Genomic DNA, 22,973 nt, shown 5'->3' with positions numbered 1-22,973 from the left:
TCGCTCAGCGGAGAAACGCGAAGACTTGCGGCGGCGCTATGCCAGACGCCAGTCCTCGAAGCTGAAACCAGGCGACACGACGCAGCTCACCACGACTTCCTGCTCGGCCGCGGGTCGCGCCGCTTGCCACACCCCCGCGGGCACGGTGTGCTGCAGCACGTGCCCGGCGGCCAGGTCGGGTCCGAGCGTCACGACGTGCACCTCGCCCGGCGCCGCTCCGTCGCCGCCGAGCGACAGCTCGAGCGCCCCCGGTCCATGCCAGAGCCACAGCTCGTCGCTCGTGACGACGTGCCAGGCGCTCTCTTCGCCCGGCGTCAGCAGATAGTGGATGCACGTCGCGGCGGGCCGCGCCCCCGTGGGGGTGTCGACCTCGTAGGTGCCGGTCCACATGCGCCGGAACCACCCGCCCTCAGGGTGCGGCTCCAGGTCGAGCAGACGGGCGGTCTCGGGGCGGTCGGTCATGCGCGAACTCCGGTCTGTGTCGTGAACCCCGCCGAGACCCATCGGGCCTCGCCGTCGATGAAGGTGGCAGCCGCCGAACCCGCGCCGCCGACCACCAGGTGCTCGATGGTGTCATCGACCTCCGACATCGGGATGTCGAAGAAGGCGAGGTCGGCCACGGCGCCGACCGCGAGGTACCCCGTGCGGGCAGGTCCGGTGTCGAGACCCATCGCGTGCGCCCCGCCGAGCGTCGCCGCGCGCAGGAGCAGCGGCGCCAGGTCGCGGTTGGAGTACCCCTGCGTCCGCGCGAGACGGTGCAGCACCGACACGTCGGCGAGCAGATCGAGCGAAGGGCTGGATGCCAGCGAGTCGGTGCCCACGGCCAGCGCGTTGCCCTCGACCAGGTAGGCCGCCACCGGCGGCTCGTCCAACCCGATCACCGCGTTGGAGCGCGGGCACAGCGCCACGCTCGTGCCACGCGCCCGCAGGATCGCCCGGTCGCGGGCAGTCATGTAGACGCCGTGCGCGACGTGACAGTCGGGCCCGAGCACACCCAGCTCGTCGACGAACTCCGTCGCGCCCGTGCCGAAGCCCTCGTCGCGCAGGGCCCGGAAGCTCTCCGGCCGTCGCGCCTGCCAGGGCTCCGCCTCGCCGTGCTCGCGCTCGAAGGCCGCTTCGCCGAGGTGCAGGTGCAGGCGACTCCCCCGCTCGCGCACGATGTCGGGGATCTCCAGCAGCGGCTCCACGTCGAGGGAGTACGGCGCGTGCGGCGACAGCCCCGTCCCCGGAGGGGCGGGCAGTGCGTCGAGCCGCTCCCGCACCTCGTCGCGGCCGCGCTCCGCCCACGCGGCGTTGGTCCAGCTCATCACCTCCCAATAGGTGATGCCGTGCAGCCGTGCGTCGTGCAGCGCCGACGCTGCGGCGACGTCGGTGGCGATGTCGGCCACCGCGGTCGTGCCCGCGGCGATCATCGCGAGCGCGCCGGTCCTGGCATCCGCGGCCCAGTCGCGACCGGCGCGGTAGACCGGGGTGAACGCCTCGTCCCAGTCGTCGAAGCCGTCGTACGAGCCGCGACCGAGCTCGGCCATGCCCGTGTACTGCAGGTGCGAATGCGCGTTGACCAGTCCCGGGGTGAGAACGCCCGGCCAGTGCACCTCGTCGAAGGCGACCCCGCGGAGGTGCAGTTCACGCCGAACCCACCCGCGGTCGCCGACGTGGCGGATCCTGCCGTCGGCCACGGCGATCGCCCCCTCGCGGATCGGCGGCGCCGTGATCGGCAGAACGAGGGATGCCGAGTACAGCACGACGCTCACCCGTCACCGCCGCGGTATCTCGGCGAGCGCCAGTCGTCGAGCCCGTCGACGTCGAGCGCGCGAGGCGGGTCGATCGCCGCACCGCGGACGGCCAGGGCGGTACGGGCGACGAGGTCGTCGACCTCGGACGAGATGGCATGAACGCCGGGCCCGGGTCGACGCGCGAGCAGCTCCCCCAGCGCCGCGAGCTGCACCGAGAACGACAGGTCCATGATCTCGATGGGGTTGCCCTCGGCCGCGGTGATGTTGACCGCTCCCCCACCGCCGAGCAGCAGCGCCGCGCCCGCACCCTTCTCACCTGCGTCCCCGCTGACTTGCGCCATATGACCGCCAGGAGCCCCGTCCGGCGAACATTTCGCCGAAGTCAACGACACAACGCCCTCCGCACCCACACCCTCCCCTCTGACTTGCGCCAAATGACCGCCAGAAACCGCGTCAGCCGAACATTCCGCCGAAGTCAACGACACAGCACCCTCCGCACCCACACCCTCCCCGCTGACTTGCGCCAAATGACCGCCAGGAAGCCCGTCCGGCGAACATTTAGCCGAAGTCAACGACACCGCACCCGGCGCGCCCGCACCCGAGAGAGCGCCGTCGAGGATGGCGCCCGGCCCCGACGACGGTCGAGCGAGCGGGACGACCTCGCCGGGCACTCCCCCGGCCACCGCGATCGCGCGCGCGACAGCGGCGATGTCGGGTGTCACCGTCGCGGGGACGCCCGTCGCCGAGACGACGAGGGCACCGGATGCCAAGGTGACCGCCGGCCCCGTCACGAACCCGTCGTGCCGGGCCTCGAGCGCGCGCACCGGGTCGGTCTCGGCCACGCGTACCTCGACGCCGAAGGCGCGCAGGTGCGCCGCGACCCCCTGCCCCACGGGACCGTATCCGAGCACGAGGGCCGGCTGGTCGGTGAGCGCAATCCCCCGCTCCTCGAGCAGGTCGGCGATCGCGAAGACGCACGACTGCCCCGTGCCGTACCGGTTGTCGAACATCGTCTTCATGCGGGCGTCGTTGACCGCCATCACGGGGATGCGCAGGATGCCGGCATGCTGCATCCGCCGCAGGGGTGTGAGGCCGCTCGTCGTCTCTTCGCACGCGCCGATCCAGCCGTCCAGCAGGGCGGGGTCGTCTTCGTGGGCGAGACGGATGAGGTGCGCGCCGTCGTCCAGCAGCACGTCGATGCCCGCGCGAAGGAACGCGAGCGCGGCGACGCGCTCCGCGTCGCCGGAGAGATCCGGGTCGGCCGTGACGGAGAAGCCGCGCGATCGCAGCTCCTCGGCGACCGCGACATCGGTCTCATCGGGGTGCGCGTACACCGACACCTCGGCACCGCGCTCGCGCAGCAGCAGCGACAGCACGGCCGTCTTCGGCTCGAGCACCATCGCCACACCGACTCGCAGACCGCTCAGGTCGAGGCGGTCGGCCATCGCCCGAGCGACGGGCATGTGCATGCGGGCGAACCCGATGCGGCCGGCCGCGTCCCCGCGCTCCGGCAGGGTCGCTCCGTCGAGCAGCGTGGTGCCGGCATCCAGATCGAACTCGACGCGGCCGGGAGCAGGCGAAGGACTCGGGATGCCACCGAGCCGCGCGAGCAGATCGTGCAGGGCCGGCGCGTTCTCGCCGCGCACCGCGAAGGGTCGACCGGCGATCAGGAGGTTCGTCTCGCGCGCGAAGCGCCGTACGAGGCGCTCGGGTTCGCGGCTTTCGGTCACGGCATCAGCCTAGGGTCGCGGCATCCGGGCGATGGACGGGCCGGGAGACGCGCGGCTGGCCCCAATGGGCGAGGCCGCCGAAGCCGTCGCCCGTCCTGCGCGGAGGGGGCGGCGGTTTCCCCACCCGAGGACGGGAAGGGTGCGCCGTGAAGCGGTGCGCCGGTGGCCCCGGGGCCACGCACGGCGCCCCGGGGCCACCCGCGCGCCCCGAAAGCACCGCACCGCCCCGACCCCGCCTCGCCCGACACGCAGAACCGCCTCGCCGCCACGCGGAACGGCCGCCCCACCGCCCGACCCACAGAACGACCCCACCCCACCGACACGCGGACCGGCCGCCCCACCCCACCGACACGCCAAACGACCCCGCCCCACCGACACGCAGCACGGCCACCCCACCCCACCGACACGCCAAACGACCCCACCCCGCCGACACGCAGAACGGCCCCGCCCTGCCGAAGCAGGAACGGGGCCGTTCTCGAGAGTGCAGCGAATTACTTCGCGGCGACCACCTGGAGGGTGATCACGGCGGTGACGTCGTCACGCAGGCGAACGGTCGCCTCGTGCTCGCCGACCGACTTGATCGCCGAGGTGATCTGGATCTTGCGCTTGTCGAGCTCGCCGAGACCGGCGGCCTTCACAGCGTCGGCCACGTCGGAGGGCTTGACCGAACCGAAGAGGCGACCCTCGTTGCCGGCCTTGACCGACAGCTTGACGGTGTTCGACTCGAGCGAGTTCTTCAGTGCCACGGCGTCTTCGTGGGCGTGGATCGCGCGGGACTCGCGAGCGGCGCGGATCGACGCGACCTGCTTCTCGCCACCACGGCTCCAGGCCACGGCGAAGCCCTGCGGGATGAGGTAGTTGCGGGCGTACCCGTTCTTGACCTCGACAACATCACCGGCGCTACCGAGCCCGGTGACCTCATTCGTGAGAATCAGCTTTGCCATCGGGTGCTCCTTAGCGGCCGGCGCCGGCGTAGGGCAGGAGAGCCATCTCGCGCGCGTTCTTGATGGCGCGGGCGATCAGGCGCTGCTCCTGCACGGAGACACCGGTGATACGACGGGCGCGGATCTTGCCGCGCTCCGAGATGAACTTGCGGAGGGTTGCGACGTCCTTGTAGTCGATGACGCCGACGCGGATCGCCTTCGCGGGGGCTGCGTTCTTCGCGCCCTTCCGCGGCTTGCGGCGGTCGCCAGTGGCCTTGCCAGCCATGCTTCCTTCTTTCGTGTGGTTCGGATGCCGAAGCGGTCACGCGGACCGGGGCATGGCATCCGGAATTTCGGGGGTCGTCGCGCCGAGAGGCGCAGCGAAGATCAGAACGGGGTGTCGTCTCCGTAGGAGCCAGGAGTGCTCCACGCGTCCGCGCCGCTGTTGCCGCCGCCATTGCTCGAGCCGGGGGTCGACCACGGCTCGTCGTTCGACTGCTGCACCTGCGGGCGCTGGCCGCCGCCGCCACCACCGCCGCCACCGGCGGCACGGGTGACCTGGGCGGTCGCGTAGCGGAGCGAGGGGCCGATCTCATCGACTTCGAGTTCGATGGAGGTGCGGTTGTTGCCCTCGCGGTCCTGGTACGAACGCTGCTTGAGGCGACCGGTCGCGATGACACGGCTGCCCTTCGTCAGCGAACCGGCGACGTGCTCGGCGAACTCGCGCCACACCGAGGCGCGCAGGAAGAGCGCCTCGCCGTCCTTCCACTCATTCGCCTGACGGTCGAACGTGCGGGGGGTCGACGCGATGGTGAAGTTCGCCACCGGAAGCCCGTTCTGCGTGTAACGCAGCTCGGGGTCAGCGGTGAGGTTCCCCACGACGGTGATGACGGTTTCGCCGGCCATCGTCGTTACTTCGCAGCCTTCTCGGCGGACTCGACCTTGCGGGGAGCGGCGGCCTTGCGGGCGGCCTTCTCTTCGGAGCGCTTGGCCTCGGCGGCGACCTGTGCGATCGCTTCTTCGGCGCGCAGAACCTTGGTGCGCATGATCTGCTCGTTCAGCTTCAGCTGACGGTCGAGCTCGTTCGTGGCCTCGCTGGTCGCGACGAAGTTGACGACGGCGTAGATGCCCTCGTTCTTCTTGCGGATCTCGTAAGCCAGGCGACGGCGGCCCCAGATGTCGACCTTGTCGATGGTTCCTCCATCGGCCGTGATGACCTTGAGGAATCCGTCGAGCTTCGGAGCGACCTGGCGCTCGTCGACCTCGGGATCGAAGATGACCATGAGTTCGTACTGGTGCGTCACTAACCCACCTCCTTCGGACTAGAACGGCTGACGGGCATTTCCCGGCAGCAGGAGGGTGTGTTGCACGTCGTCACGGGCTCACACGCGCAGAGGCGTCGCCGGACAACCTTCGTAGTCTAACGGATGCCGCGGGCACCCCGGAATCGCGAGGTCGGGGCCCGTGTGGGGTGGGGTTCCGGGACGTCGAGCGTTTCGGGGCGAGCTTCGGGCACGGGGGCGCGCAACGGGCGCCCAGAAGAGACGCAACCCGCCCCGCAGGCGCCTCCAGCGCGCCCCCGCCGGTCCGCCTCCGGCGCTGCCCTCCCCGGCCACCAGACCCACCCCTCCCCGATGTCGGACGGTCCCGATACGGTCGGAAGAGGGGAGGCGACACATGACGACACCAGCGCAGCTCGACACCGCTCCGCTGACCGGTCCCGTCGACAAGGCGGCGGTCCGCGCGTTCACGGCCGAGCTGCGCACCCGCGGGGCTCTGCGAGGACGCACCCTGTCGATCGTCATCCTCTCGCTCGTGGGGCTGGCGTTCGCCCTCGTCGTGGTCCCGATCTTCCTCTCCATCGCGGTCTCGTTCGTCGCGGGCGACAGCGGCGATCCGCTCGTCGCCCTGCCGCTCATCGTCGTCCTCGCGATCGTCGTCATCGTCGCGGTGACGATCCTGCGGGGCTTCGGAGCGGCGGCGGTCCGCCGGTACCGGCTCGATCGATTCGCGCGCGCCAACGGCATGACCTGGCATCCGGGGTACTCCGACCCGCCCCTGCCGGGGATGATCTTCGACATCGGCCGCGACCGGGGCACGCACGACCTGATGCGGCGCGAGACGCCGCGATTCGTCGAGGTGGCCAACTACAGCTACGAGACCGGATCGGGCAAGAACAAGCAGACCCACCGCTGGGGCTATGCCGCGCTGCGCCTCGACACTCCGCTCCCCCACATCGTTCTGGATGCCGTGGGCAACAACGGCCTGTTCGGCGGCTCCAACCTGCCGGTCACCTTCGGCCGCGCGCAACGGCTCAGCCTCGAGGGCGACTTCGACCAGCACTTCGCGCTGTATTGCCCCGAGGGCTACGAGCGCGACGCGCTCTACCTCTTCACGCCCGACGTCATGGCGCGGTTCATCGACAACGCCGCTCAGCTCGACGTCGAGATCATCGACGACTGGCTGTTCCTCTACTCCCGGCGCGACCTGTCGACGCTCGACTCGGCGACCTGGCAGTGGGTCATGTCGACCATCGCCGCCCTCGACGACAAGCTCGCGCAGTGGGCACGATGGCGAGACGAGCGGCTGACCGCCACTCCGACGGGCGGCGCCGCGGCATCCGGCCTCCCGCAGCCCTCGACCCTGCTCACTCCCCCGCCCGCGGGCGTCGCGGCGCCCGGGCGACGCCTGCGCCGGGGCTTCTCGTGGGTGACCGTCGTCGTCGCGCTCGCCGTCGGCGGGTGGTGGCTCTTCAGCATCGTCGTCGACGTGCTCGGGAACTGACCGCGGCGGGTCAGACGTTCGGCGGAGCCTCTGGAGCCGCGGGTCGGTGACTTCGACAGGATCGGCCACCGCACTCCACGACGACGCTCGGCCGCCGTCGACACGCGCGGTCAGTGCGCCGACCACCCGCCGTCCATCGTGTAGCTCGCGCCGGTGACCATGGCGGCGTCGGGTCCGGCCAACCACAGCGCCAGCGAGGCGACCTCGGCGGGTTCGACGAGGCGCTTGATCGCGGCATCCTTCAACAGCACCGTCTCGAGCACCTCCTCCTCGGCGATCCCGTGGCTGCGGGCCTGGTCGGCGATCTGCTTCTCCACCAGCGGCGAACGCACGTAGCCCGGATCGATGCACACGCTGGTCACGCCGCGCGGACCGCCCTCGAGTGCGGTGGTCTTCGACAGACCCTCGAGGCCGTGCTTGGCCGTGACGTAGGCCGACTTGTACTCCGATGCCCGGATGCCGTGCACGCTCGACACGTTGAGCACGCGGCCGAAGCCGCGCGCGTACATGCCCGGGAGTGCCGCGCGGATGAGCAGGAACGGTGCCTCGAGCATGAGCCGCAGCATGAACGAGAAGCGCTCGGGGTCGAACTGTTCGATGGGACTGACGTGCTGGATGCCGGCGTTGTTGACGAGGATGTCGACGTCGAGCGTCAGCTCGCGCAGCGCCGGGGTGTCGGAGAGGTCGACCGCCCAGGCGCGACCACCGATCTCGGTGGCGACCCGGTCGGCGCCCTCGGCGTTCAGGTCGGCGACCGTGACCTCGGCACCGGCGCCGGCGAAGGCGCGTGCGATCGCCTCGCCGATACCGCTCGCGCCCCCGGTGACCAGGGCGCGCCGGCCCGTGAGATCCGCGCTCATGCGGCTCCCTTCGCGGCGTCGCGACGCGTGCGCTCCGCGTCGGCCGCGTCGATGTCGCGCAGCGAGATGCCGCGGGTCTCCTTCAGCGACAGCACGGCGATCGACGTCACGATGCACGCCACGACGATGTAGATCGCGATGGGCAGCCACGAGCCGAAGTCGCGCAGCCATTGCGTCGCCAGGATCGGAGCCAGCGATCCGGCGAGGATCGCCGTGACCTGCGCGCCGAGCGAGACGCCCGAGTAGCGCATGCGGGTGGGGAAGAGTTCCGCCATCACGGCGGGCTGCGGGGCGTACATGCCGGCGTGGAAGACGAGCCCGATGGTGACCGCGAGCACGATGACCACGGGGTTGAGCGTGTCGAACATCGGGAAGGCGAAGAACGCCCAGGTCGCGCTGAGGATCGCTCCCGCGAGGTACACCGGGCGGCGGCCGATGCGGTCGGCGAGTCGGCCCAGCGGCGGGATGACGAGGAAGTGCACGACGTGCGCGATGAGAAGCGCAAGCAGCAGCTGACTCGTGTCGTACGAGTGGACGATCTTCAAGTAGACGATCGAGAAGCTGACGACGATGTAGTAGACGATGTTCTCGGCGAACCGCACGCCCATCGCCTGGACGACACCCTTCGGGTACCGGCGCAGCACCTCGACGACACCGAACGAGGTCGCCTTCTCCTGCTCGACCTGCGCCTTGGCCTCGAGGAAGATCGGCGCTTCCTCGACGTGGCGGCGGATCCAGAAGCCGACCAGCACGATCACCGCCGACAGCCAGAACGCGATGCGCCATCCCCAGTCGAGGAACGCCGCCGGGCTCAGGACGAACGACGTGATGAGCAGCACGAGCGTCGCCAGCAGGTTGCCGACCGGCACAGCCGCCTGCGGCCAGCTCGACCAGAACGCACGGCGGCGATCGGGGCTCTGTTCCGCGACGAGGAGGACCGCTCCTCCCCACTCGCCGCCCACGGCGAAGCCTTGGATGAAACGGAGGGCGACGAGCATCGCCGGAGCCCAGTAGCCGACGCTCGCGAAACCGGGGAGGCATCCCATCAGGAAGGTCGCGGCGCCGACGATGATGATCGTCGCCTGCAGCGTGGGCTTGCGGCCGAAGCGATCGCCGATCTGACCGAAGACGATGCCGCCGAGGGGTCGCGCGACGAAGCCGACCGCGTACGTCACGAATGCGGCGATGATCCCGTCGAGCGGCGAGCCCGACGAGGGGAAGAAGAACGTGCCGAAGACCAGGCTGGCGGCGGTGGCGTAGAGGAAGAACTCGTACCACTCGACGACGGTGCCGGCCATCGAGGCGGCGACCACCCGGCGGATCCGGTGGGTGGAGGGCTCGGCGCTCTGTCGCGCGCGGGTGGGGGTGTCCATGCTGCTCCTTCGGTGTCGACGGTGACATCCGCGGATCAGTCTGAGCGGGCGGCGAAAGCGCGGCAATGCCCAAGCCTGCGCTGGGGCTGTGCAGAATTGCACACATGGATGCCCCCACTGTGCGCGCAGACGACCTCCTCACGCTGCTGGCCGTGTCGCGCACCGGCCGCTATACGGCGGCAGCCGCCGTCCGCGGCGTCGACCACACCACCGTCGCCCGCCGTATCGCCGCGCTGGAGGACGCTCTGGGCGGCCGCGTGGTCTCGGCATCGGGACGCGGATGGGAGCTGACGGCGCTCGGTCGCCACGCGGTCGAGACGGCGGGCCGTATCGAGGCGGCCATGTCGCACCTGGCCGGCGGCGGAGACGAACCCGACCCGGTGTCGGGCGTCGTCCGCATGTCGGCGACGGACGGCTTCAGCGCGTACATCGCCGCCCCCGCCATCGCGGCACTGCGCCGGCGGCATCCGTCTCTCACCGTGGAGATCGTCACGGCACAGCGACGCGCCACCCTGCACCGCCCCGGCCTCGACCTCGAGGTCGTCGTGGGAGAACCGCAGACCTCACGCGGCCAGGCGGTGGAGATCGGGCGTTACACCCTGGGCATGTACGCCTCGCGGGCATACCTCGAGCAGCTCGGACGGCCGCGCACCCGGGACGAGCTGCAACAGCACCGCCTCGTCTACTTCGTCGATTCGATGCTGCAGGTCGAGGCGCTCGATCTTCCCCGTCGTGTCGTCCCGCGCATGCGCGACGGGGTCAGTTCGACGAACGTCCTGGTGCAGGTCGAGGCGACGCGCGCGGGGGCCGGCATCGGGATGCTGCCGTGCTTCGCGGCCGACCGGCACGATGATCTCGAGCGGCTCCTCCCCGACGAGATCGCCGAACGACTGCCGTACTGGATGATCGCGCGCGACGATGCCCTGCGCATCCCCGCCGTGGCCGCCCTGGCCGAGGCATTGCGGGCGCAGACGGAGCGTTCGCGAGCGATGCTCGAGGGCGTGGATCGGCCCTGAGCGTGCGCGGGGCGTCGCGACGACGGCATCCACCACATCTCAGGACGCACGCACCGACGGCAGCACGAGCGAGAGGCGGGCGCGATCGTCGTCGATGACGAACGAGACGGTCGCTCCGATGGCGCTCGCGTCTTCCCGCAGGCGGCGGATCCCGCTCCCACTCGATGTCCGCGGGCCCTGCCGCGCGTCCCGCGGCACCGGGTTGGTGATGGTGACGGTCGTAGTCGACGTGCGACCGTCCACCGAGATCGCCACCCGCGCACGTGCCGGGTGGGCGTACTTCACCGCGTTGGTCAGACCCTCGCGGATGGTGCGCAGAACGAGCGCCGCATCGCCGACCCCCACGGAGAGATCCGACGGCAAATCGGTTTCGATCCGGAGTCCGGCTCGCTCGACGTCGCCCGTCAGCTCCTCGAGCCGATCACCGAACGAAGCCGCCGGCGGCTGACCGCGAAGCCCGTCCAGCGCCTGGACGAGCGCCTGCGAAGCAGCGTGATTCTGCTCGCGGATGGTCGCGAGGGCCTCCCGGACTTCCTCCTCGGTGAGGTCGGCCGTCTCGATGCTGCTGACGAAGAGATTGATGAGGGCCAGGTTGTGACCGAGGTCGTCATGCAGAATCCGCGAGATGCGAGCGCGCTCCGTGGCGGCGGCCCGCTCGGAGATACGGGGCGCCTCGCGCAGCACGTGCTCGAGCTCGCGGCCGGATTCCGTGTCATTGCGGCGCTGGTGCGCGGCGATGATCCCGGCCCCGCCGGCGCCGATGGTCAGGAGTAAGGAGATGGACGCCACCACGGTTGCGAGTGCCGCACCGACCGTGCCCGCCCCCAGAGCGACCGCAACGAGGAACTGCCCTGCGCCGGCCGCCACCCCGGCGAGCACGAACCACGCCGTCACGCGGCGAGGCGGTCGCTCTCCCGACCCGTCGAAGCGGGGCGGTCTTCCCCGTTCGCCATGCGGAGAAGCTCCCGCGTCGAAACCCGGCCGCATCGTCGATGTCACTGCAAGTTGACGCGCGGCCCGGTTCCTCCCCCGCTGCGCACCCGCATTGTCGATAGCGTGGCCCCAGGGCGGGCTTGTACGTCGCACACGGCCCGCACGCGCGCCCCCGTGGGCGAAGAAAGAGGGAAGTCGGTGCCGGTGTCTCGCCATCCGAAACGCGTGATCGTCGTCGACGACGATCAGCTGGTCCGCACCGGCATCCGCCTGCTGTTGCGCGGGAGCCTCGAGGTGACCGTGGTGGCCGACCTCTCCGGTCGGACCGGCCTGCTCCCCGCCCTCGCCGAGTACGACCCCGACGTCCTGCTGATGGATGTCGTGATGCCCGAGGAGTCCGGGCTGTCGCTGGCGCGCCGGGTGAGGATGCTCCACCCCGCCCTGCGGATCGTGCTGATGTCGTCGATCGGCGATGCGGCACTGCACGCGGACGCACGCAACGTCGGCGTCGACACCTTCATCCCCAAGACGGCTCCCGCCGCTGACCTGATCGCCGCGCTCGTCGGTGAGGAACGGAGCGCGCCCATCGACCGCGCCGTCCTGTCGGATCGCGAATTGCAGGTCGTCGAGCTCGTCGCCGCGGGCGCGAGCAACGAAGAGATCTCGCTCACTCTTCATCTGAGTCCGAACACGGTGAAGACCTACGTTTCGCGGGCGATGGACAAGACCGGGACGAGCAACCGCGTCCAACTCGCTCTGTGGATGCAGGCCGCCACGGGAGACCGTCTCGTCGAGGACCCGTGACCGCCGCGCCGTCCGTCGTCACCGAGTGACGAGCCAGGCCACGATCGCGACGGCAGCCCAGAAGGGCGCGACGACAGCGGATGCCACGAGGGCACCGCGGAAGAACGCGACGGCCTCCCGGTGCTCGCGCTCGCCCTCCCGTCCGACCGGTGTCCGCGTCGGAGGCGCGTCGATCCCGACGGTCCGGACCGACTCAGCCCGTTCCGGGCGGTCGGTGTCGAGCGCGGGCGCCGATCGGGTGGAGTCGGTGCGAACGGTGCGAGGGGCGTGCATCTGCGGCATGGGAGAGCTCTCGATCGGCGGAGCCGGGCTCGCCCGTACGGCGAGTACGCGGGCCCGGAGAAGGTCGTATCGCGTGAGTCAATACGGGTCCGGTCGACGACCACGGCCGGATGATCGCCCGTCGCATGCGGGTGATGCGGAGGCCTCCGTAGCCCGAAGTTGACGTCCGGGCGCCCCACTTCCCGGCGTCCGTCTCCCGCCCGCTAGCTTCAGGACGTCGCGCGGAGCGCGCACGGTGCCCTTCGCTCCCTCCGCACGCGTCACCGAAATCCCCCGACACCTCACCCCGCGCGGAATGCCGATTCACCCGATGCTCCAGGAGACCTCGTGGCCCCCACTTCCTCACTGCCTCTTCGCCCCGAACGGCCTCTCGGTCGTCCCGGACGTGTTCGTCGGACGCGTCACGGACGGATGCGAGCGGTCGCCGTGACCGCGATGTCGCTGCTCGCGACGACCCTCGGCCTTGCCGCTCCGATCATCGCGGCACCCGCCGCAGAGGCTGCCCCCTCCTGTCAGCCGGCGACCATCTACGCGAACACGCCCACGGGGGCCGGTCGTCCCCTGCTGAACGAGTACTCGACCACCGGAACCCTGCTCAGCTCGGTCCCCCTGTCGGGTGACTACTACGACATCGCTTTCAACGACGACGGCACCACCCTGTACGGGGTCCGCGAGAGCATGCTGTGGCAGATCGACGCGACGACCGGCAGCGAGGTGGCCGCCATCCCCCTCACCGGACTGCCCGTGGGCTATGAATCGAACGCCCTCAGCGCCCTGCCGAACGGCAGCCTGCTCACCGGAAGCAGCAGAACGACCCAGATCTTCCAGATCAACCCCACCACCGGCGTCGCAACTCCGTTCCGGGCATCGTTCCCGGCCGGCTTCGGCTCCGCGGGCGACTTCCTCTCCCTCGCCGACGGTGACATCCTCGCCGTCGGAACCGGGACCGGCGTCAGCACCCCTGTTCCGCATCAAGCCCGACAACTCGGTCGTGGAGATCGGGACGGTACCCCCCACCTTCAGCGCCGCGCAGTCGGCCGGTGTTATCTACCTGCCCAGCGGTTCGGGGGAGATCTACGCCGTCCAAAGCCTGCCCACGTCAGCATCCACGGCACCGATCGCCGTCACGAGCATCGCCTCCACCGGCCTGTACTTCTGGGGTGCAAGCTCCCCGCAAGACAGTGGACTGTGCGCGGGCCTCGCGCTGACCAAGACCGTGTCGCCGTCGGCATCCGGTCCCTACGTCGCCGGCCAGACCGTGATGTTCACCTTCAAGGTGGAGAACACCGGGGGTCTCGCCGTGCGCGACCTGCGCATCATCGAGGGATCGTTCTCCGGTACGGGACAGCTCGGCACCGTCACCCCCGCAACGGTCGGCTCCCTCGCTCCCGGCGCAACGGCCACATTCACGGCCGGATACACGCTCACCCAGGCCGATGTCGACGCCGGTTCGCTCTCGAACACCGCGACCGCCTCCGCCCAGTTCTCCCGGCGTTCGACCGTCACCTCCGCCGCCTCGACCGCGGCCCTGCCCATCCGCTCCGCACCGGCCCTCACGCTCGACAAGGCGATCGCCGCCCCGCCGGGCACGATCTTCGCCGTGGGTGACACCGTCCCCTACCGCTTCACCGTGGAGAACACCGGCAACGTGACGCTCTCCGGTGTCCGCATCGTCGAGAACGCGTTCTCGGGTTCCGGCACGATGAGCGCGGTCAGCCCGGCCACCGTGGCGCCGCTGGCCCCCGGAGCATCCGCGGTGTTCAGCGCGAGTTACGTCGTGACCACGGCCGACGTCGCGGCGGGCTCCGTGACCAACACGGCGACCGCAACGGCATCCGCGCCCGATAGGACCCTCCTCGCATCGGCACCGTCGACGGTGGCCGCGCGCATGGCGGTCGTCCCGAGCCCCAGTCCCACCGCGGTCCCGACACCGGCGCCGACGAACACGTCCGGTTCCGGCGCGGTGCCGCAGCCGTCGACGTCCGCGTCGGCGGGAGCGTCCGTCGGGCGCCTGGCCTCGACCGGCGGAACCCCGGCGCTGCCGGCAGTGATGATGGGAGGCGGCGCGCTGATCGCGGGACTCGCGATCGTCCTTCTCCGCCGCTCGCGTCGAATGCGCTGATCCCGCTCCCGTCGCGGGGTGACGAAAAGGGGCCGGATGCCATGGCATCCGGCCCCTTCCGAGTCACGGGATCACCGCGCGGCAACCCCGATGGGGTCGCCCGTGCGAGCGAGGTCGGCCTCGAGCTCGCGCACGATGGGGATGACCGTCTCGCCGAATCGCTCCAGCTCTTCCTGGAAGTGCAGGAAGCCGAGCAGGAACAGGTCGACGCCACGCTTCTTGTACTCGATGATCCGCTCGGCGATCTGCTGCGCGTCGCCGAAGAGCTGCGTGCGGAAGCCGTCGTTGTACTGCACGAGGTCGTCGAAGGTCGAGTCGGCCCACATGCCCTTCTTGTCTGTCGTGGCGTTGCCGGCCTCCTGCACGCTCTTGCGGAAGCCCTCGACCGCTCCGCCATCGGCGTGGGCGATGATCTCGCGCAGCTGCTGCTCGGCCTCGGCCCGGCTGTCGCGCTGGATGACGAATCCGTTCAGACCGAAACGCGTGCGGCGGCCGTGCTCGGCGGCGATGCGCGTGACGTCGTCGTACTGCTCGGTGAACCCGTCGAAGTCCTTGCCGTTGGAGAAGTACCAGTCGCTGTACGCACCGCCGTTGAAGCGTGCAGCGGTCGAATTCCCGCCCTGGAATATGTCCGGGTGCGCGCGCCCGGGTACCTCGTACGGGAACGGCCGCAGCGTGAAATCGGTGATGTCGTAGTATTTCCCGTGGAACGAGAACTTCTCCTGCGTCCACAGGCCCCGCAGCACCTGGATGAACTCCGCCGCGCGCTCGTACCGTTCATCGTGCTCGAGCCACTCGAGGCCCAGGTCGGTGTATTCGTCCTTGAACCAGCCGCTCACGACGTTGACCGCCGCCCGGCCGTGCGAGAACTGGTCGGCGGTGTTGATGAACTTCGCCAGGACGGCCGGATGCCAGATGCCGGGGTGGATCGCCGAGATGACCTTGAGCTTCTCGGTGGCGAGCAGCAGGGCGAGGCTGATCGATGTGGACTCGTGCTGCTGTGCCGCGCCGTAGCTGGAGGCGTAGCGCACCTGGCTCAGCGCGTACTCGAAGCCGACCCGCTCCGCGGTCCGCGCCAGCTTGACGTTGTAGTCGTAGCCCCAATCGGTACGCTGCTCGATCGAGCTGATGACGAGCCCGCCGCTGACGTTGGGCACCCAGTAGGCGAACTTCAACGGCTCGTGGGTGGGGGTGGTTTCGGTCATGGCATCCTCCTCGCGGATCGGAACCCGGCAACCGTCGCACCCGCCCGCCGACACGTCAACGACATGTGACGGCCCGTTTCGCCGTGTGACGCTCCCTCTCTCTCAGCCCGTGAGGATGGATGCATGACATCCTCCCAGCGCGTTCGTTTCGGCTACTGGACCCCGATCTTCGGCGGGTGGCTGCGCAATGTCGACGACGAGCACACCCCCGCGTCCTTCTCCCACATCGCGGAGATCGCCCGAGCCGCCGAGGAAGGCGGTTTCGATCTCACGCTGATTCCGGAGCTGAACCTCAACGACATCAAGGGCGTCGAAGCGCCCTCGCTCGACGCGTGGGCGGTGACCGCGGCCCTTGCGGCGGTGACCTCGTCGCTCGAGCTGATGACGGCGGTGCGCCCGGGCTTCCACAACCCGTTCCACACCGCGAAGCAGGCGGCGACCATCGACGAGATCAGCGGCGGCCGCTTCACGCTCAACGTCGTCTCGGCGTGGTGGGCAGAAGAGGCCAAGCAGTACGAGGGGCTCTTCAGCGCGCACGACGACCGGTACGCGCGCACCATCGAGTGGGTGGAGGTATTGCGGGGCCTGTGGTCGCAGACGCCCTTCGCGTACGAGGGCGAGTACTACCGCACCGAGGGCACGTACACCGAGCCGAAGCCGCAGGTTCAGCCGCGGCTGTACGCCGGCGGCGAGAGCGAGGCGGGACGCACGGCCATCACCCGCTTCGCGGACGCGTATCTGACCCACGGCGGCACGCTCGACGAGCTCGAGACGAAGGTGGCCGACATGCGCCGCCGCCGCTCCGAGGCCGGCGCGACCCCGTTCGAGGCGTTCGGCATGGCGGCCTACGCGATCGTTCGCGACACCGAGGACGAGGCGCAGGCCGAGATCGATCGCATCACGGACGTGCGCGGGGGAGCGGCGTACGGGTCGTACCAGGACTTCGTGAGCAAGTCGAAGCTCGACACCCAGGTCGATCTCAAGGAGTACTCGGTGTCGAACCGAGGCCTCCGGCCGAACCTCGTCGGCACCCCTGACCAGGTCGCCGAGCGAATCGTGGCGTTCGCCAACGTGGGTGTCTCGACCCTGCTGCTGCAGTTCTCGCCGCACCTGCCCGAGATGCAGCGTTTCGCCGCCGAGGTGATCCCGCGCGTACGGCGTCTCGAGGCGCAGCGCGACGCCTGAGGTCAATGCCGCGCGGGCCTCGACCCCGCTGGGACAGGTGCCGCGCTCGACGCCGCGCTACCTCCGCGCGACCCTGTTGAGTGTCCGAAACACGCCGCGCGGGCCGAGGTCGATGCGGCGTGTTGTGGACGCTCAACGCCCGATGACGCCGGACGGTACCGCAGCCGGACCGGGCGCACCGTCACTCGGCCCGTAGAGGCCGCCGCCGGAAGCTGCCTACGCAACCTGTCGAGTGTCCACAACACGCCGCAAGTGCCCGGTGGCACGCGGCGTGTCTTGGACACTCGACGCCAAACGACCCCGAACGGCGCCCAGGATCACCGCACGACGCGCGAACGGCCGTTCTCGACCGATCGCGCGCCTATACCGCCTATCGCGCGCCTACACCGCGCGGAGCGCCTGCTCGAGGTCGGCGATGAGGTCTTCGGCATCCTCGAGACCGATCGAGAGACGGATGAGACCGTCGCCGATACCCAGGCGGTCGCGGGTTTCCTGTGTGAAGCCGAGGTGCGTCGTCGTCGCGGGGTGCAGCGCCATCGAACGTGTGTCGCCGATGTTCGTCATGCGGCTGAACAGGCGCAGCGCGTTGAAGAAGCGTTCGGCACCGTCCCGTCCACCGCGCACGGTGAAGGAGAACACCGAGCCCGAGAGTCCGCCGTAGTCGCGGACCGCGAGGTTGTGCTGCGGGTGCGACGGGAGTCCGGCGTAGTCGACGCTCTCGACGGCATCCTGGCCCTCGAGCCATTCGGCGATCGTCCGCGCGCTGGCGAGGTGCTGGCGCATGCGGACCGACAGCGTCTCCATGCCTTGCTGCAACAGGAAGCCATTCAACGGCGAGAGAGCGGGGCCGGTGTCGTTGGCGATGCCGAATCGCAGGTAGAGCTCGAACGCGCGGTCGCCGAATGCGTCGACCAGCGACGCGTGCTCGGCGATGGGCGTCTCGGTCAGCCCACGGTAGGGGCGATCGGATGCCGCCCAGTCGAACGTTCCGCCATCGACCACCGCCCCGGCGAGGTTCGCTCCATGCCCCGACAGGAATTTGGTCGCGGAGTGCACGACGATGTCGGCACCCTGTTCGATCGGGCGGATGAGGAACGGGGTCGCAATGGTGTTGTCGACGACGAGGGGGAGACCGTGTCGCTGGGCGACGCGAGCCACCGCGGCGATGTCGACGATGTCGTTCTTCGGGTTGGGCAGCGTCTCGGTGAAGATTGCCTTCGTCTCGGGACGGATCAGCGCGTCCCACTCGGCTTCGTCGAGCGGGTCCCAGACGTACTCGACCGTCACGCCCATGCGGGCGAAGGTGCGGTCGAAGAGCACGCGCGTGCCGCTGTAGATGCTGGCCGTCGAGACGATGTGCTCGCCGGTTCCGGCGAGGCCCAGCAGCGCCATGGTGATCGCCGCCTGGCCCGATCCCACGACGAGCGCGCCCGAACCACCCTCGAGCGATGCGAGCCGGCGCTCGGCGACCTGGTTGGTGGGGTTCAGGTTGCGTGAGTAGAGGTGACCGAGGTCGGCAGCCGCGAAGCGATCCGTCGCCTCTTGAAACGACGCGAACCGGTAGGCAGCCGACAGATGCACCGGCGTGATGCGAGACCCGTGCGTGAGATCTTCGACCTCGCCGGCGTGCACCTGGCGCGTGGCGAAACCGAAACCGTCCCAGTCGGAGTAGGGCGCTGCGGGCTCAACCACGCGAATTCACGACCTCTCGCGGCAGCAGCGAGCCGAGCCAGCGGGCGATCTCCCGCGGTCCGGAGCGCGGAGCGGTGGCCTCGACGTCGGGGTTGTAGTTGGTGTTGGTGTTGACGTCGTACGTGACCGTCCGACCGTCGCGCGTCTCGATGAACTCGATACCCGCGATCCCGATGCCCTCCGCCGCGAGGAACGCCAGGTAGCCGTCGATGAGGGCCTGGTCGACGTCGTCGCGACGCCGGAACAGCGGCTCGGGCTCGACGCCATCGGCGCCGGGCAGCGCGCACGCCTCCGCCGGGCACAGCTCGAAGCTGCCGGCGCTGGTGTCGACGCGCACGGCGTACACGAATTCACCGGCCACGAACTCGGCGCGGGTGACGAACGGGGCCTTGGCGACCAGCAGCTCCTGCAGCAGCGTGATGCCGTCGGGAGAGGGCTCGAAGGCGGGGGAGTGGACCCACTCGGCGAACTCGGCGAGCGAATCCCACCGGCGAACACCCAGACCCTTGCCGCCCTGGTTGTGCTTGCTGATGAAGGGTGCGCCGAAGTCCTCGGCCGTGGCGACGAGGACGTCGGTGCCGAAGACGGCGACCGTGCGGGGCACGTCTATGCCGGCGTGACGCAGCGCCGCGTGCTGCGCGACCTTGCTCACCTCGAGCTCGAGCACGTCGGCGCCGTTGATGACCGTGCGGCCCCAGGACGAGAGCCAGCGGAGGACCGCACGCCCGAACTCCTTGCTGTGCGCGTGGTCGCGCGTGTGCGCGGAGGCGCTCAGGCGCGACCAGAACACGCCTTCGGGCGGCTCGACCGCGAGGTCGATCGATCCGTCGGTGAGCAGCCATTCTTCGAACGGCACCCCCTCGGCTTCGAACGCCGCGGCGAACGGCGGAATCCACTGGGGGTTCTCGTGGATGACATAGATCTTGCCCGACATGCCGCCAGGCTAACGCGAGCCTCCGACATCGAGATGAACGGGCTGTCACGTAGGGTCACGTCGCCGGCGATCCGTGCTCGGGCAGACGGTGCTCGGCATCCGGACTCTGTATCGTGTCAAGGCTGTGCCAGCGGGAAGGGATGCCATGACCTCCGACTACATCGATGCGAACCGCGCCAACTGGGACGAGCGTGCGACGCTCCATGCGGCCCGCGACGGCTCGGGCTACGGAGTGCAGCGCTATGTCGCCGACGCGGACGCGCTCTCCGACGTCGTCCGCTTCGACCTGCCACTGCTCGGCGACATTGCCGGTCGGCGTACCGTGCACCTGCAGTGTCACATCGGCACCGACACCCTCTCGCTGGCGCGCCTGGGTGCGCGGGTGACCGGCCTCGACTTCTCCGAGAACGCCGTCGTCGAGGCTCGCCGTCTGGCTGACGAGGCCGGTGCCGACATCGACTACGTGCAGGCCGACGTCCGGGATGCCGCGAAGGTGCTGCCCCGCGGAACGTTCGACATCGTCTACACCGGTATCGGCGCGCTGTGCTGGCTGCCCTCGATCACGGAATGGGCGGGCATCGTGGCCGATCTGCTGGCTCCCGGGGGCACGCTGCATCTTCGCGAGGGGCATCCGATCCTGTGGTCCATGAACGAGACGCTCCCCGGTCTGTCGCTGGCTTTTCCCTACTTCGAGCAGAGCACGCCCCTCGAGTGGGATGACGAGAGCACCTACGTCGAGGTCTCCGCGCCACTGACGTCGACCCGCACATACGAGTGGAACCGGGGCCTCGGCGAGATCGTCACCGCCCTGCTCGACCAGGACCTCCGCCTCGACGCGCTCATCGAGCACGACAGCGTGCCGTGGGAGGCCCTCCCGGGCCGCATGACCCAGCGCCCCGACGGCGAGTACGCGCTGGCCGCGCAACCCTCGGTCATGCCGTTGAGCTACACGATCCGCGCATCGAAGCCGGCATGAGGCCCTGCGCACCGATGGGGTGATTCCGTTTCCCGGGAGGGTGGAGTTATCCACACCCCGCCCTCCCGGCCTGCCCAGCTTCCCTAGGGTGTGTCGCATGCGATATTCCGTGGATGCCACCGGCGTCGCAGACGTCATGTCCGATGTCTCGGCGCACCTCGATGACGTCATCGAGGCCGTCGCGCAGACGTTGATCGCGGTCGACGACGCCATCGCCTCACTCCGCCCCGACGCTTCCGACGTCAGGAAGGTCCTGGTGTCGGTCTTCTCGACCCGCCGCCGGAGCGGTCCCGGCATGGCGTCGTACGCGGGTGATGTCGCTCGGAGAGTGCAAGACGCCACGCTCGCCTACATCGCGGGCGACGACGAGATGGCGGTGCAGACGGATGCCGTGGCGAAAAGTACCGCTGAGACCTCCTACAGACGCGGCTCCGGATCGGTCGTCTTTTGAGCGCCCTCATCGATGTCGGCGCCGTCCCCGACCTTCCTGTCGACCCGGCTGCTCTCATCGCTGCCGCAGACGCCATGGCGTCGTCAGGACGCACGGTGTTCGCGTGCGTCGCCGATGCCTCCGCGAGGTGGCGGACATTGCCCCAGGTCTTCGACACCCCTGACACCGGCCGCGCCGTGAGCGCGATGCAGCCAACGGCTGCGGCGGCCACCGACTTCAGGGACACCTCCGTAACGGCATCCCTCGCTCTGAGCACGCTGGCTGAGACGCTGGCGGCGCTGGAGTGGACGCGCACTCAGCTCATCAGCGATATCGCCGCCCACCGCGCCACCGTCCTGGCGTATCGCAGAAGCGAGACCGGCTCCCGCGACGACCCGAGTGATCCTCTGGCGGGATGGGGTCCCTACGGGTTCTCGCAGAACGCGGAATTGCAGGAACGATGCGCGAGCCTGCGCGCACTCGTCTTCGCTGCGCTGGAGGAGTGCGAGCGCGACCTCAGTCGGATAGGCGACGCCGACGGGGTCTCGCCGATGACATGGACGTCGAGTTCTCCGAGAATTCCATCGCTGACGTGGGGTCAGAAGAGCGCCGCTTTCTGCGCGACGGTTTCGATGAAAATCCTTCAGCGTCTCGCCGATAGCGACATGGACGCCGTCGCGGAGCTCCTGCGTGAACACCCCGACTGGGAGCGGATGCTTCGAGCCCATCCACCGGGGGCCTCGGACGTTGCCGCCTGGTGGCGGACCCTCGATAGCGCGCGTGCCGACGCTCTCATCTCAGGAGCGCCGCTCATCGTCGGAAACCTCGAGGGAGTCGACTATGCGTCGCGCGACGATGCGAATCGACTGGCGTTGACGCACGCGATCGCAGCAGCCCGAGAGGCGCTGGAAGCGGAGCGTAAGAGAGACGATCCCGCGTGGAACCCCGTCGGCGGAGCGGGTGGGGGGCGTGATTCTCGACTGAAGATCCTGCGAGAGCGGCTGGACAACCTTCTGAACATCGAGGTGGCCCTGGCATCCCCACCGAACCGAGCCCCGCGGTCTCTCGTTTCGCTCACATCGGACGATCCTCCGTTAGCCGCCGTGTCGATTGGCGACCTCGACGATGCTACGAATGTCGCTTACGCCGTTCCTGGAATGGGGACGACGACGAAGGACATGACGGGCTGGGCAGCTGCTGCGCAGAATATCCTCGACGAACAATCGCGCGTGTCCCCGGTGACGAGAAACGCGGTCGTCGCGTGGATCGGTTACGAGACGCCTCCGATCCCTCTCAGCCAGGGCCTATTCCAGGTCCTCGACGACGCGAATGCCGAACAAGGCGGGCTGCAGCTCAGCCGGGCTCTTAGCGGGTTGGTCGCCGCTCGACCGGATGGTCCGGCGCTCTCGGTGATCGGCCACTCGTACGGCACGACGACCTCGGCAATCGCGTTGACCCTGCCCGAGACACCGGAGGTGGACGCCTTTGTCGCCGTCGGTTCCGCTGGCCTCCCAGCCGCCGTGGATTCGGCGGCCGACATCCGAGCGAACGCGGTGTACGCAGGACAGGCTCGGAACGTCATCCCCGTGATGGAGAACGGGCAAGGGGATCAGTGGGCCTGGACGGGTAGGACAAGTCCGGCGCACCCGATAGATCCCGTCTCACCGTCCTTCGGCGCTCAAGCTTTCGCACCGACGGTGACAATGGAATGCATCCCGTCACCGACCACAGCGCTCTTGTCCCGGCGGGTCAGGGTTGGGGGTACTTCGACAAGGGCACCGAAGCGCTTCGTAACGCCGCGCTCGCGACAACCGGTCAAGGTGGTCGGACAACGCCAGCGGTCCCGAAGGGCCCGAGCCCCGGAGAACCGTTCTGGAGGGACGTCATGAGAGCACCGGGAATCGGACTGTGAGCGCGAGAGTTGCACGTGCATTCGTGACGGTCGCCGTAGCGGCCTCACTCATGACGGGCTGCACAACGACGGAGGA

22 protein-coding genes are annotated in these 22,973 nt (G+C 69.5%); 8 read left to right on the top strand and 14 right to left on the bottom strand.

The window, feature by feature from the left end:
* Window positions 1-36 precede the first annotated feature (36 nt).
* The 7 genes from QE392_RS03775 to rpsF all read right to left on the bottom strand — a co-directional run bounded on the left by QE392_RS03775 (window position 37) and on the right by rpsF (window position 5,693).
* Window positions 37-462, bottom strand: a complete 426-nt coding sequence (locus QE392_RS03775; protein ID WP_307448120.1) for a cupin domain-containing protein — start codon at window positions 460-462, stop codon at window positions 37-39.
* On the bottom strand, window positions 459-1,754 hold the full coding sequence (locus QE392_RS03770) for an amidohydrolase family protein (RefSeq protein WP_307448117.1): 1,296 nt from the start codon (window positions 1,752-1,754) through the stop codon (window positions 459-461). Before QE392_RS03770 ends, QE392_RS03775 begins: the two co-directional genes overlap by 4 nt.
* On the bottom strand, window positions 1,751-3,466 hold the full coding sequence (locus QE392_RS03765; RefSeq protein ID WP_307448114.1) for an adenosylhomocysteinase: 1,716 nt from the start codon (window positions 3,464-3,466) through the stop codon (window positions 1,751-1,753). Before QE392_RS03765 ends, QE392_RS03770 begins: the two co-directional genes overlap by 4 nt.
* Window positions 3,467-3,957: 491 nt before the next feature.
* Entirely contained in the window at window positions 3,958-4,410 is a 453-nt protein-coding gene (gene rplI, locus QE392_RS03760) for a 50S ribosomal protein L9 (RefSeq protein ID WP_307448111.1), read from the bottom strand.
* Window positions 4,411-4,420: 10 nt separating this feature from the next.
* Entirely contained in the window at window positions 4,421-4,675 is a 255-nt protein-coding gene (gene rpsR / locus QE392_RS03755; RefSeq protein ID WP_013584646.1) for a 30S ribosomal protein S18, read from the bottom strand.
* Window positions 4,676-4,776: 101 nt separating this feature from the next.
* Window positions 4,777-5,295, bottom strand: coding sequence for a single-stranded DNA-binding protein (locus QE392_RS03750; RefSeq protein WP_307334042.1), 519 nt, complete (start codon window positions 5,293-5,295; stop codon window positions 4,777-4,779).
* A 5-nt stretch (window positions 5,296-5,300) separates the two neighbouring features.
* Complete coding sequence (rpsF, locus tag QE392_RS03745; RefSeq protein WP_013584644.1) at window positions 5,301-5,693, bottom strand: 30S ribosomal protein S6; 393 nt, start codon at window positions 5,691-5,693, stop codon at window positions 5,301-5,303.
* 373 nt (window positions 5,694-6,066) lie between these two features.
* Between rpsF and QE392_RS03740 the strand changes: the two genes are divergently transcribed.
* Entirely contained in the window at window positions 6,067-7,173 is a 1,107-nt protein-coding gene (locus QE392_RS03740; protein WP_307448109.1) for a hypothetical protein, read from the top strand.
* A gap of 110 nt (window positions 7,174-7,283) precedes the next feature.
* Here QE392_RS03740 and QE392_RS03735 read toward each other — a convergent pair whose 3' ends face one another.
* A complete protein-coding gene (locus QE392_RS03735; protein ID WP_307448105.1) occupies window positions 7,284-8,033 on the bottom strand; it encodes a 3-hydroxybutyrate dehydrogenase in 750 nt (249 codons plus the stop codon).
* Window positions 8,030-9,406: an MFS transporter gene (locus QE392_RS03730; RefSeq protein WP_307448102.1), complete on the bottom strand. Its 1,377-nt coding sequence runs from the start codon at window positions 9,404-9,406 to the stop codon at window positions 8,030-8,032. Before QE392_RS03730 ends, QE392_RS03735 begins: the two co-directional genes overlap by 4 nt.
* A gap of 104 nt (window positions 9,407-9,510) precedes the next feature.
* Here QE392_RS03730 and QE392_RS03725 point away from each other — a divergent pair, with 104 nt between their 5' ends.
* Window positions 9,511-10,422, top strand: coding sequence for a LysR family transcriptional regulator (locus QE392_RS03725; RefSeq protein WP_307448099.1), 912 nt, complete (start codon window positions 9,511-9,513; stop codon window positions 10,420-10,422).
* A 39-nt stretch (window positions 10,423-10,461) separates the two neighbouring features.
* Here QE392_RS03725 and QE392_RS03720 read toward each other — a convergent pair whose 3' ends face one another.
* A complete protein-coding gene (locus QE392_RS03720; RefSeq protein ID WP_307448096.1) occupies window positions 10,462-11,316 on the bottom strand; it encodes a sensor histidine kinase in 855 nt (284 codons plus the stop codon).
* Window positions 11,317-11,580: 264 nt separating this feature from the next.
* Here QE392_RS03720 and QE392_RS03715 point away from each other — a divergent pair, with 264 nt between their 5' ends.
* Window positions 11,581-12,159, top strand: a complete 579-nt coding sequence (locus tag QE392_RS03715; RefSeq protein WP_307448094.1) for a response regulator transcription factor — start codon at window positions 11,581-11,583, stop codon at window positions 12,157-12,159.
* Window positions 12,160-12,177: 18 nt separating this feature from the next.
* Here the strand turns inward: QE392_RS03715 and QE392_RS03710 are convergent, their stop codons facing one another.
* Entirely contained in the window at window positions 12,178-12,441 is a 264-nt protein-coding gene (locus QE392_RS03710; RefSeq protein ID WP_307448091.1) for a hypothetical protein, read from the bottom strand.
* Window positions 12,442-13,360: 919 nt separating this feature from the next.
* Between QE392_RS03710 and QE392_RS03705 the strand changes: the two genes are divergently transcribed.
* Complete coding sequence (locus tag QE392_RS03705) at window positions 13,361-14,563, top strand: DUF7507 domain-containing protein (protein WP_307448088.1); 1,203 nt, start codon at window positions 13,361-13,363, stop codon at window positions 14,561-14,563.
* 71 nt (window positions 14,564-14,634) lie between these two features.
* Here QE392_RS03705 and sfnG read toward each other — a convergent pair whose 3' ends face one another.
* Window positions 14,635-15,768 carry a dimethylsulfone monooxygenase SfnG gene (gene sfnG, locus QE392_RS03700; RefSeq protein WP_307448085.1) on the bottom strand — a complete coding sequence of 378 codons (1,134 nt, stop codon included), beginning with the start codon at window positions 15,766-15,768 and terminating at the stop codon, window positions 14,635-14,637.
* 123 nt (window positions 15,769-15,891) lie between these two features.
* Here sfnG and QE392_RS03695 point away from each other — a divergent pair, with 123 nt between their 5' ends.
* Entirely contained in the window at window positions 15,892-16,953 is a 1,062-nt protein-coding gene (locus tag QE392_RS03695) for an LLM class flavin-dependent oxidoreductase (protein WP_307448081.1), read from the top strand.
* Window positions 16,954-17,334: 381 nt separating this feature from the next.
* On the opposite strand, the gene QE392_RS03690 is transcribed toward QE392_RS03695, so the two are convergent.
* Both QE392_RS03690 and QE392_RS03685 read right to left on the bottom strand, forming a co-directional pair.
* Window positions 17,335-18,645 carry an O-acetylhomoserine aminocarboxypropyltransferase/cysteine synthase family protein gene (locus tag QE392_RS03690; RefSeq protein ID WP_307448077.1) on the bottom strand — a complete coding sequence of 437 codons (1,311 nt, stop codon included), beginning with the start codon at window positions 18,643-18,645 and terminating at the stop codon, window positions 17,335-17,337.
* Complete coding sequence (locus QE392_RS03685) at window positions 18,638-19,579, bottom strand: ATP-grasp domain-containing protein (RefSeq protein ID WP_307448074.1); 942 nt, start codon at window positions 19,577-19,579, stop codon at window positions 18,638-18,640. The genes QE392_RS03690 and QE392_RS03685 overlap by 8 nt, the downstream gene beginning before the upstream one ends.
* Window positions 19,580-19,724: 145 nt before the next feature.
* Between QE392_RS03685 and QE392_RS03680 the strand changes: the two genes are divergently transcribed.
* The 3 genes from QE392_RS03680 (at window position 19,725) to QE392_RS03670 (ending at window position 22,874) form a co-directional block, all read left to right on the top strand.
* Window positions 19,725-20,555 carry a class I SAM-dependent methyltransferase gene (locus QE392_RS03680; protein ID WP_307448070.1) on the top strand — a complete coding sequence of 277 codons (831 nt, stop codon included), beginning with the start codon at window positions 19,725-19,727 and terminating at the stop codon, window positions 20,553-20,555.
* A 97-nt stretch (window positions 20,556-20,652) separates the two neighbouring features.
* Complete coding sequence (locus QE392_RS03675) at window positions 20,653-21,006, top strand: DUF6507 family protein (protein WP_307448068.1); 354 nt, start codon at window positions 20,653-20,655, stop codon at window positions 21,004-21,006.
* Window positions 21,003-22,874 carry an alpha/beta hydrolase gene (locus tag QE392_RS03670; protein WP_307448065.1) on the top strand — a complete coding sequence of 624 codons (1,872 nt, stop codon included), beginning with the start codon at window positions 21,003-21,005 and terminating at the stop codon, window positions 22,872-22,874. The genes QE392_RS03675 and QE392_RS03670 overlap by 4 nt, the downstream gene beginning before the upstream one ends.
* The last annotated feature ends 99 nt before the right edge of the window (window positions 22,875-22,973 follow it).

The organism is Microbacterium proteolyticum (assembly GCF_030818075.1).
Lineage (GTDB): Bacteria > Actinomycetota > Actinomycetes > Actinomycetales > Microbacteriaceae > Microbacterium > Microbacterium proteolyticum_A.
The sequence above is the reverse complement of the archived record's forward strand: the minus strand, read 5'-3'. Positions and strand labels throughout refer to the sequence as shown.

What these genes read in the sequence shown, in the direction of transcription:
- QE392_RS03680 (WP_307448070.1), top strand. Translation starts at nt 19,725, where the DNA reads ATGACCTCCGACTACATCGATGCGAACCGCGCCAACTGGGACGAGCGT.
- QE392_RS03685 (WP_307448074.1), bottom strand. Translation starts at nt 19,579, where the DNA reads ATGTCGGGCAAGATCTATGTCATCCACGAGAACCCCCAGTGGATTCCG.
- QE392_RS03710 (WP_307448091.1), bottom strand. Translation starts at nt 12,441, where the DNA reads ATGCCGCAGATGCACGCCCCTCGCACCGTTCGCACCGACTCCACCCGA.
- QE392_RS03695 (WP_307448081.1), top strand. Translation starts at nt 15,892, where the DNA reads ATGACATCCTCCCAGCGCGTTCGTTTCGGCTACTGGACCCCGATCTTC.
- QE392_RS03775 (WP_307448120.1), bottom strand. Translation starts at nt 462, where the DNA reads ATGACCGACCGCCCCGAGACCGCCCGTCTGCTCGACCTGGAGCCGCAC.
- QE392_RS03675 (WP_307448068.1), top strand. Translation starts at nt 20,653, where the DNA reads ATGCGATATTCCGTGGATGCCACCGGCGTCGCAGACGTCATGTCCGAT.
- sfnG (WP_307448085.1), bottom strand. Translation starts at nt 15,768, where the DNA reads ATGACCGAAACCACCCCCACCCACGAGCCGTTGAAGTTCGCCTACTGG.
- QE392_RS03735 (WP_307448105.1), bottom strand. Translation starts at nt 8,033, where the DNA reads ATGAGCGCGGATCTCACGGGCCGGCGCGCCCTGGTCACCGGGGGCGCG.
- QE392_RS03750 (WP_307334042.1), bottom strand. Translation starts at nt 5,295, where the DNA reads ATGGCCGGCGAAACCGTCATCACCGTCGTGGGGAACCTCACCGCTGAC.
- rpsR (WP_013584646.1), bottom strand. Translation starts at nt 4,675, where the DNA reads ATGGCTGGCAAGGCCACTGGCGACCGCCGCAAGCCGCGGAAGGGCGCG.
- rplI (WP_307448111.1), bottom strand. Translation starts at nt 4,410, where the DNA reads ATGGCAAAGCTGATTCTCACGAATGAGGTCACCGGGCTCGGTAGCGCC.
- QE392_RS03730 (WP_307448102.1), bottom strand. Translation starts at nt 9,406, where the DNA reads ATGGACACCCCCACCCGCGCGCGACAGAGCGCCGAGCCCTCCACCCAC.
- QE392_RS03740 (WP_307448109.1), top strand. Translation starts at nt 6,067, where the DNA reads ATGACGACACCAGCGCAGCTCGACACCGCTCCGCTGACCGGTCCCGTC.
- QE392_RS03725 (WP_307448099.1), top strand. Translation starts at nt 9,511, where the DNA reads ATGGATGCCCCCACTGTGCGCGCAGACGACCTCCTCACGCTGCTGGCC.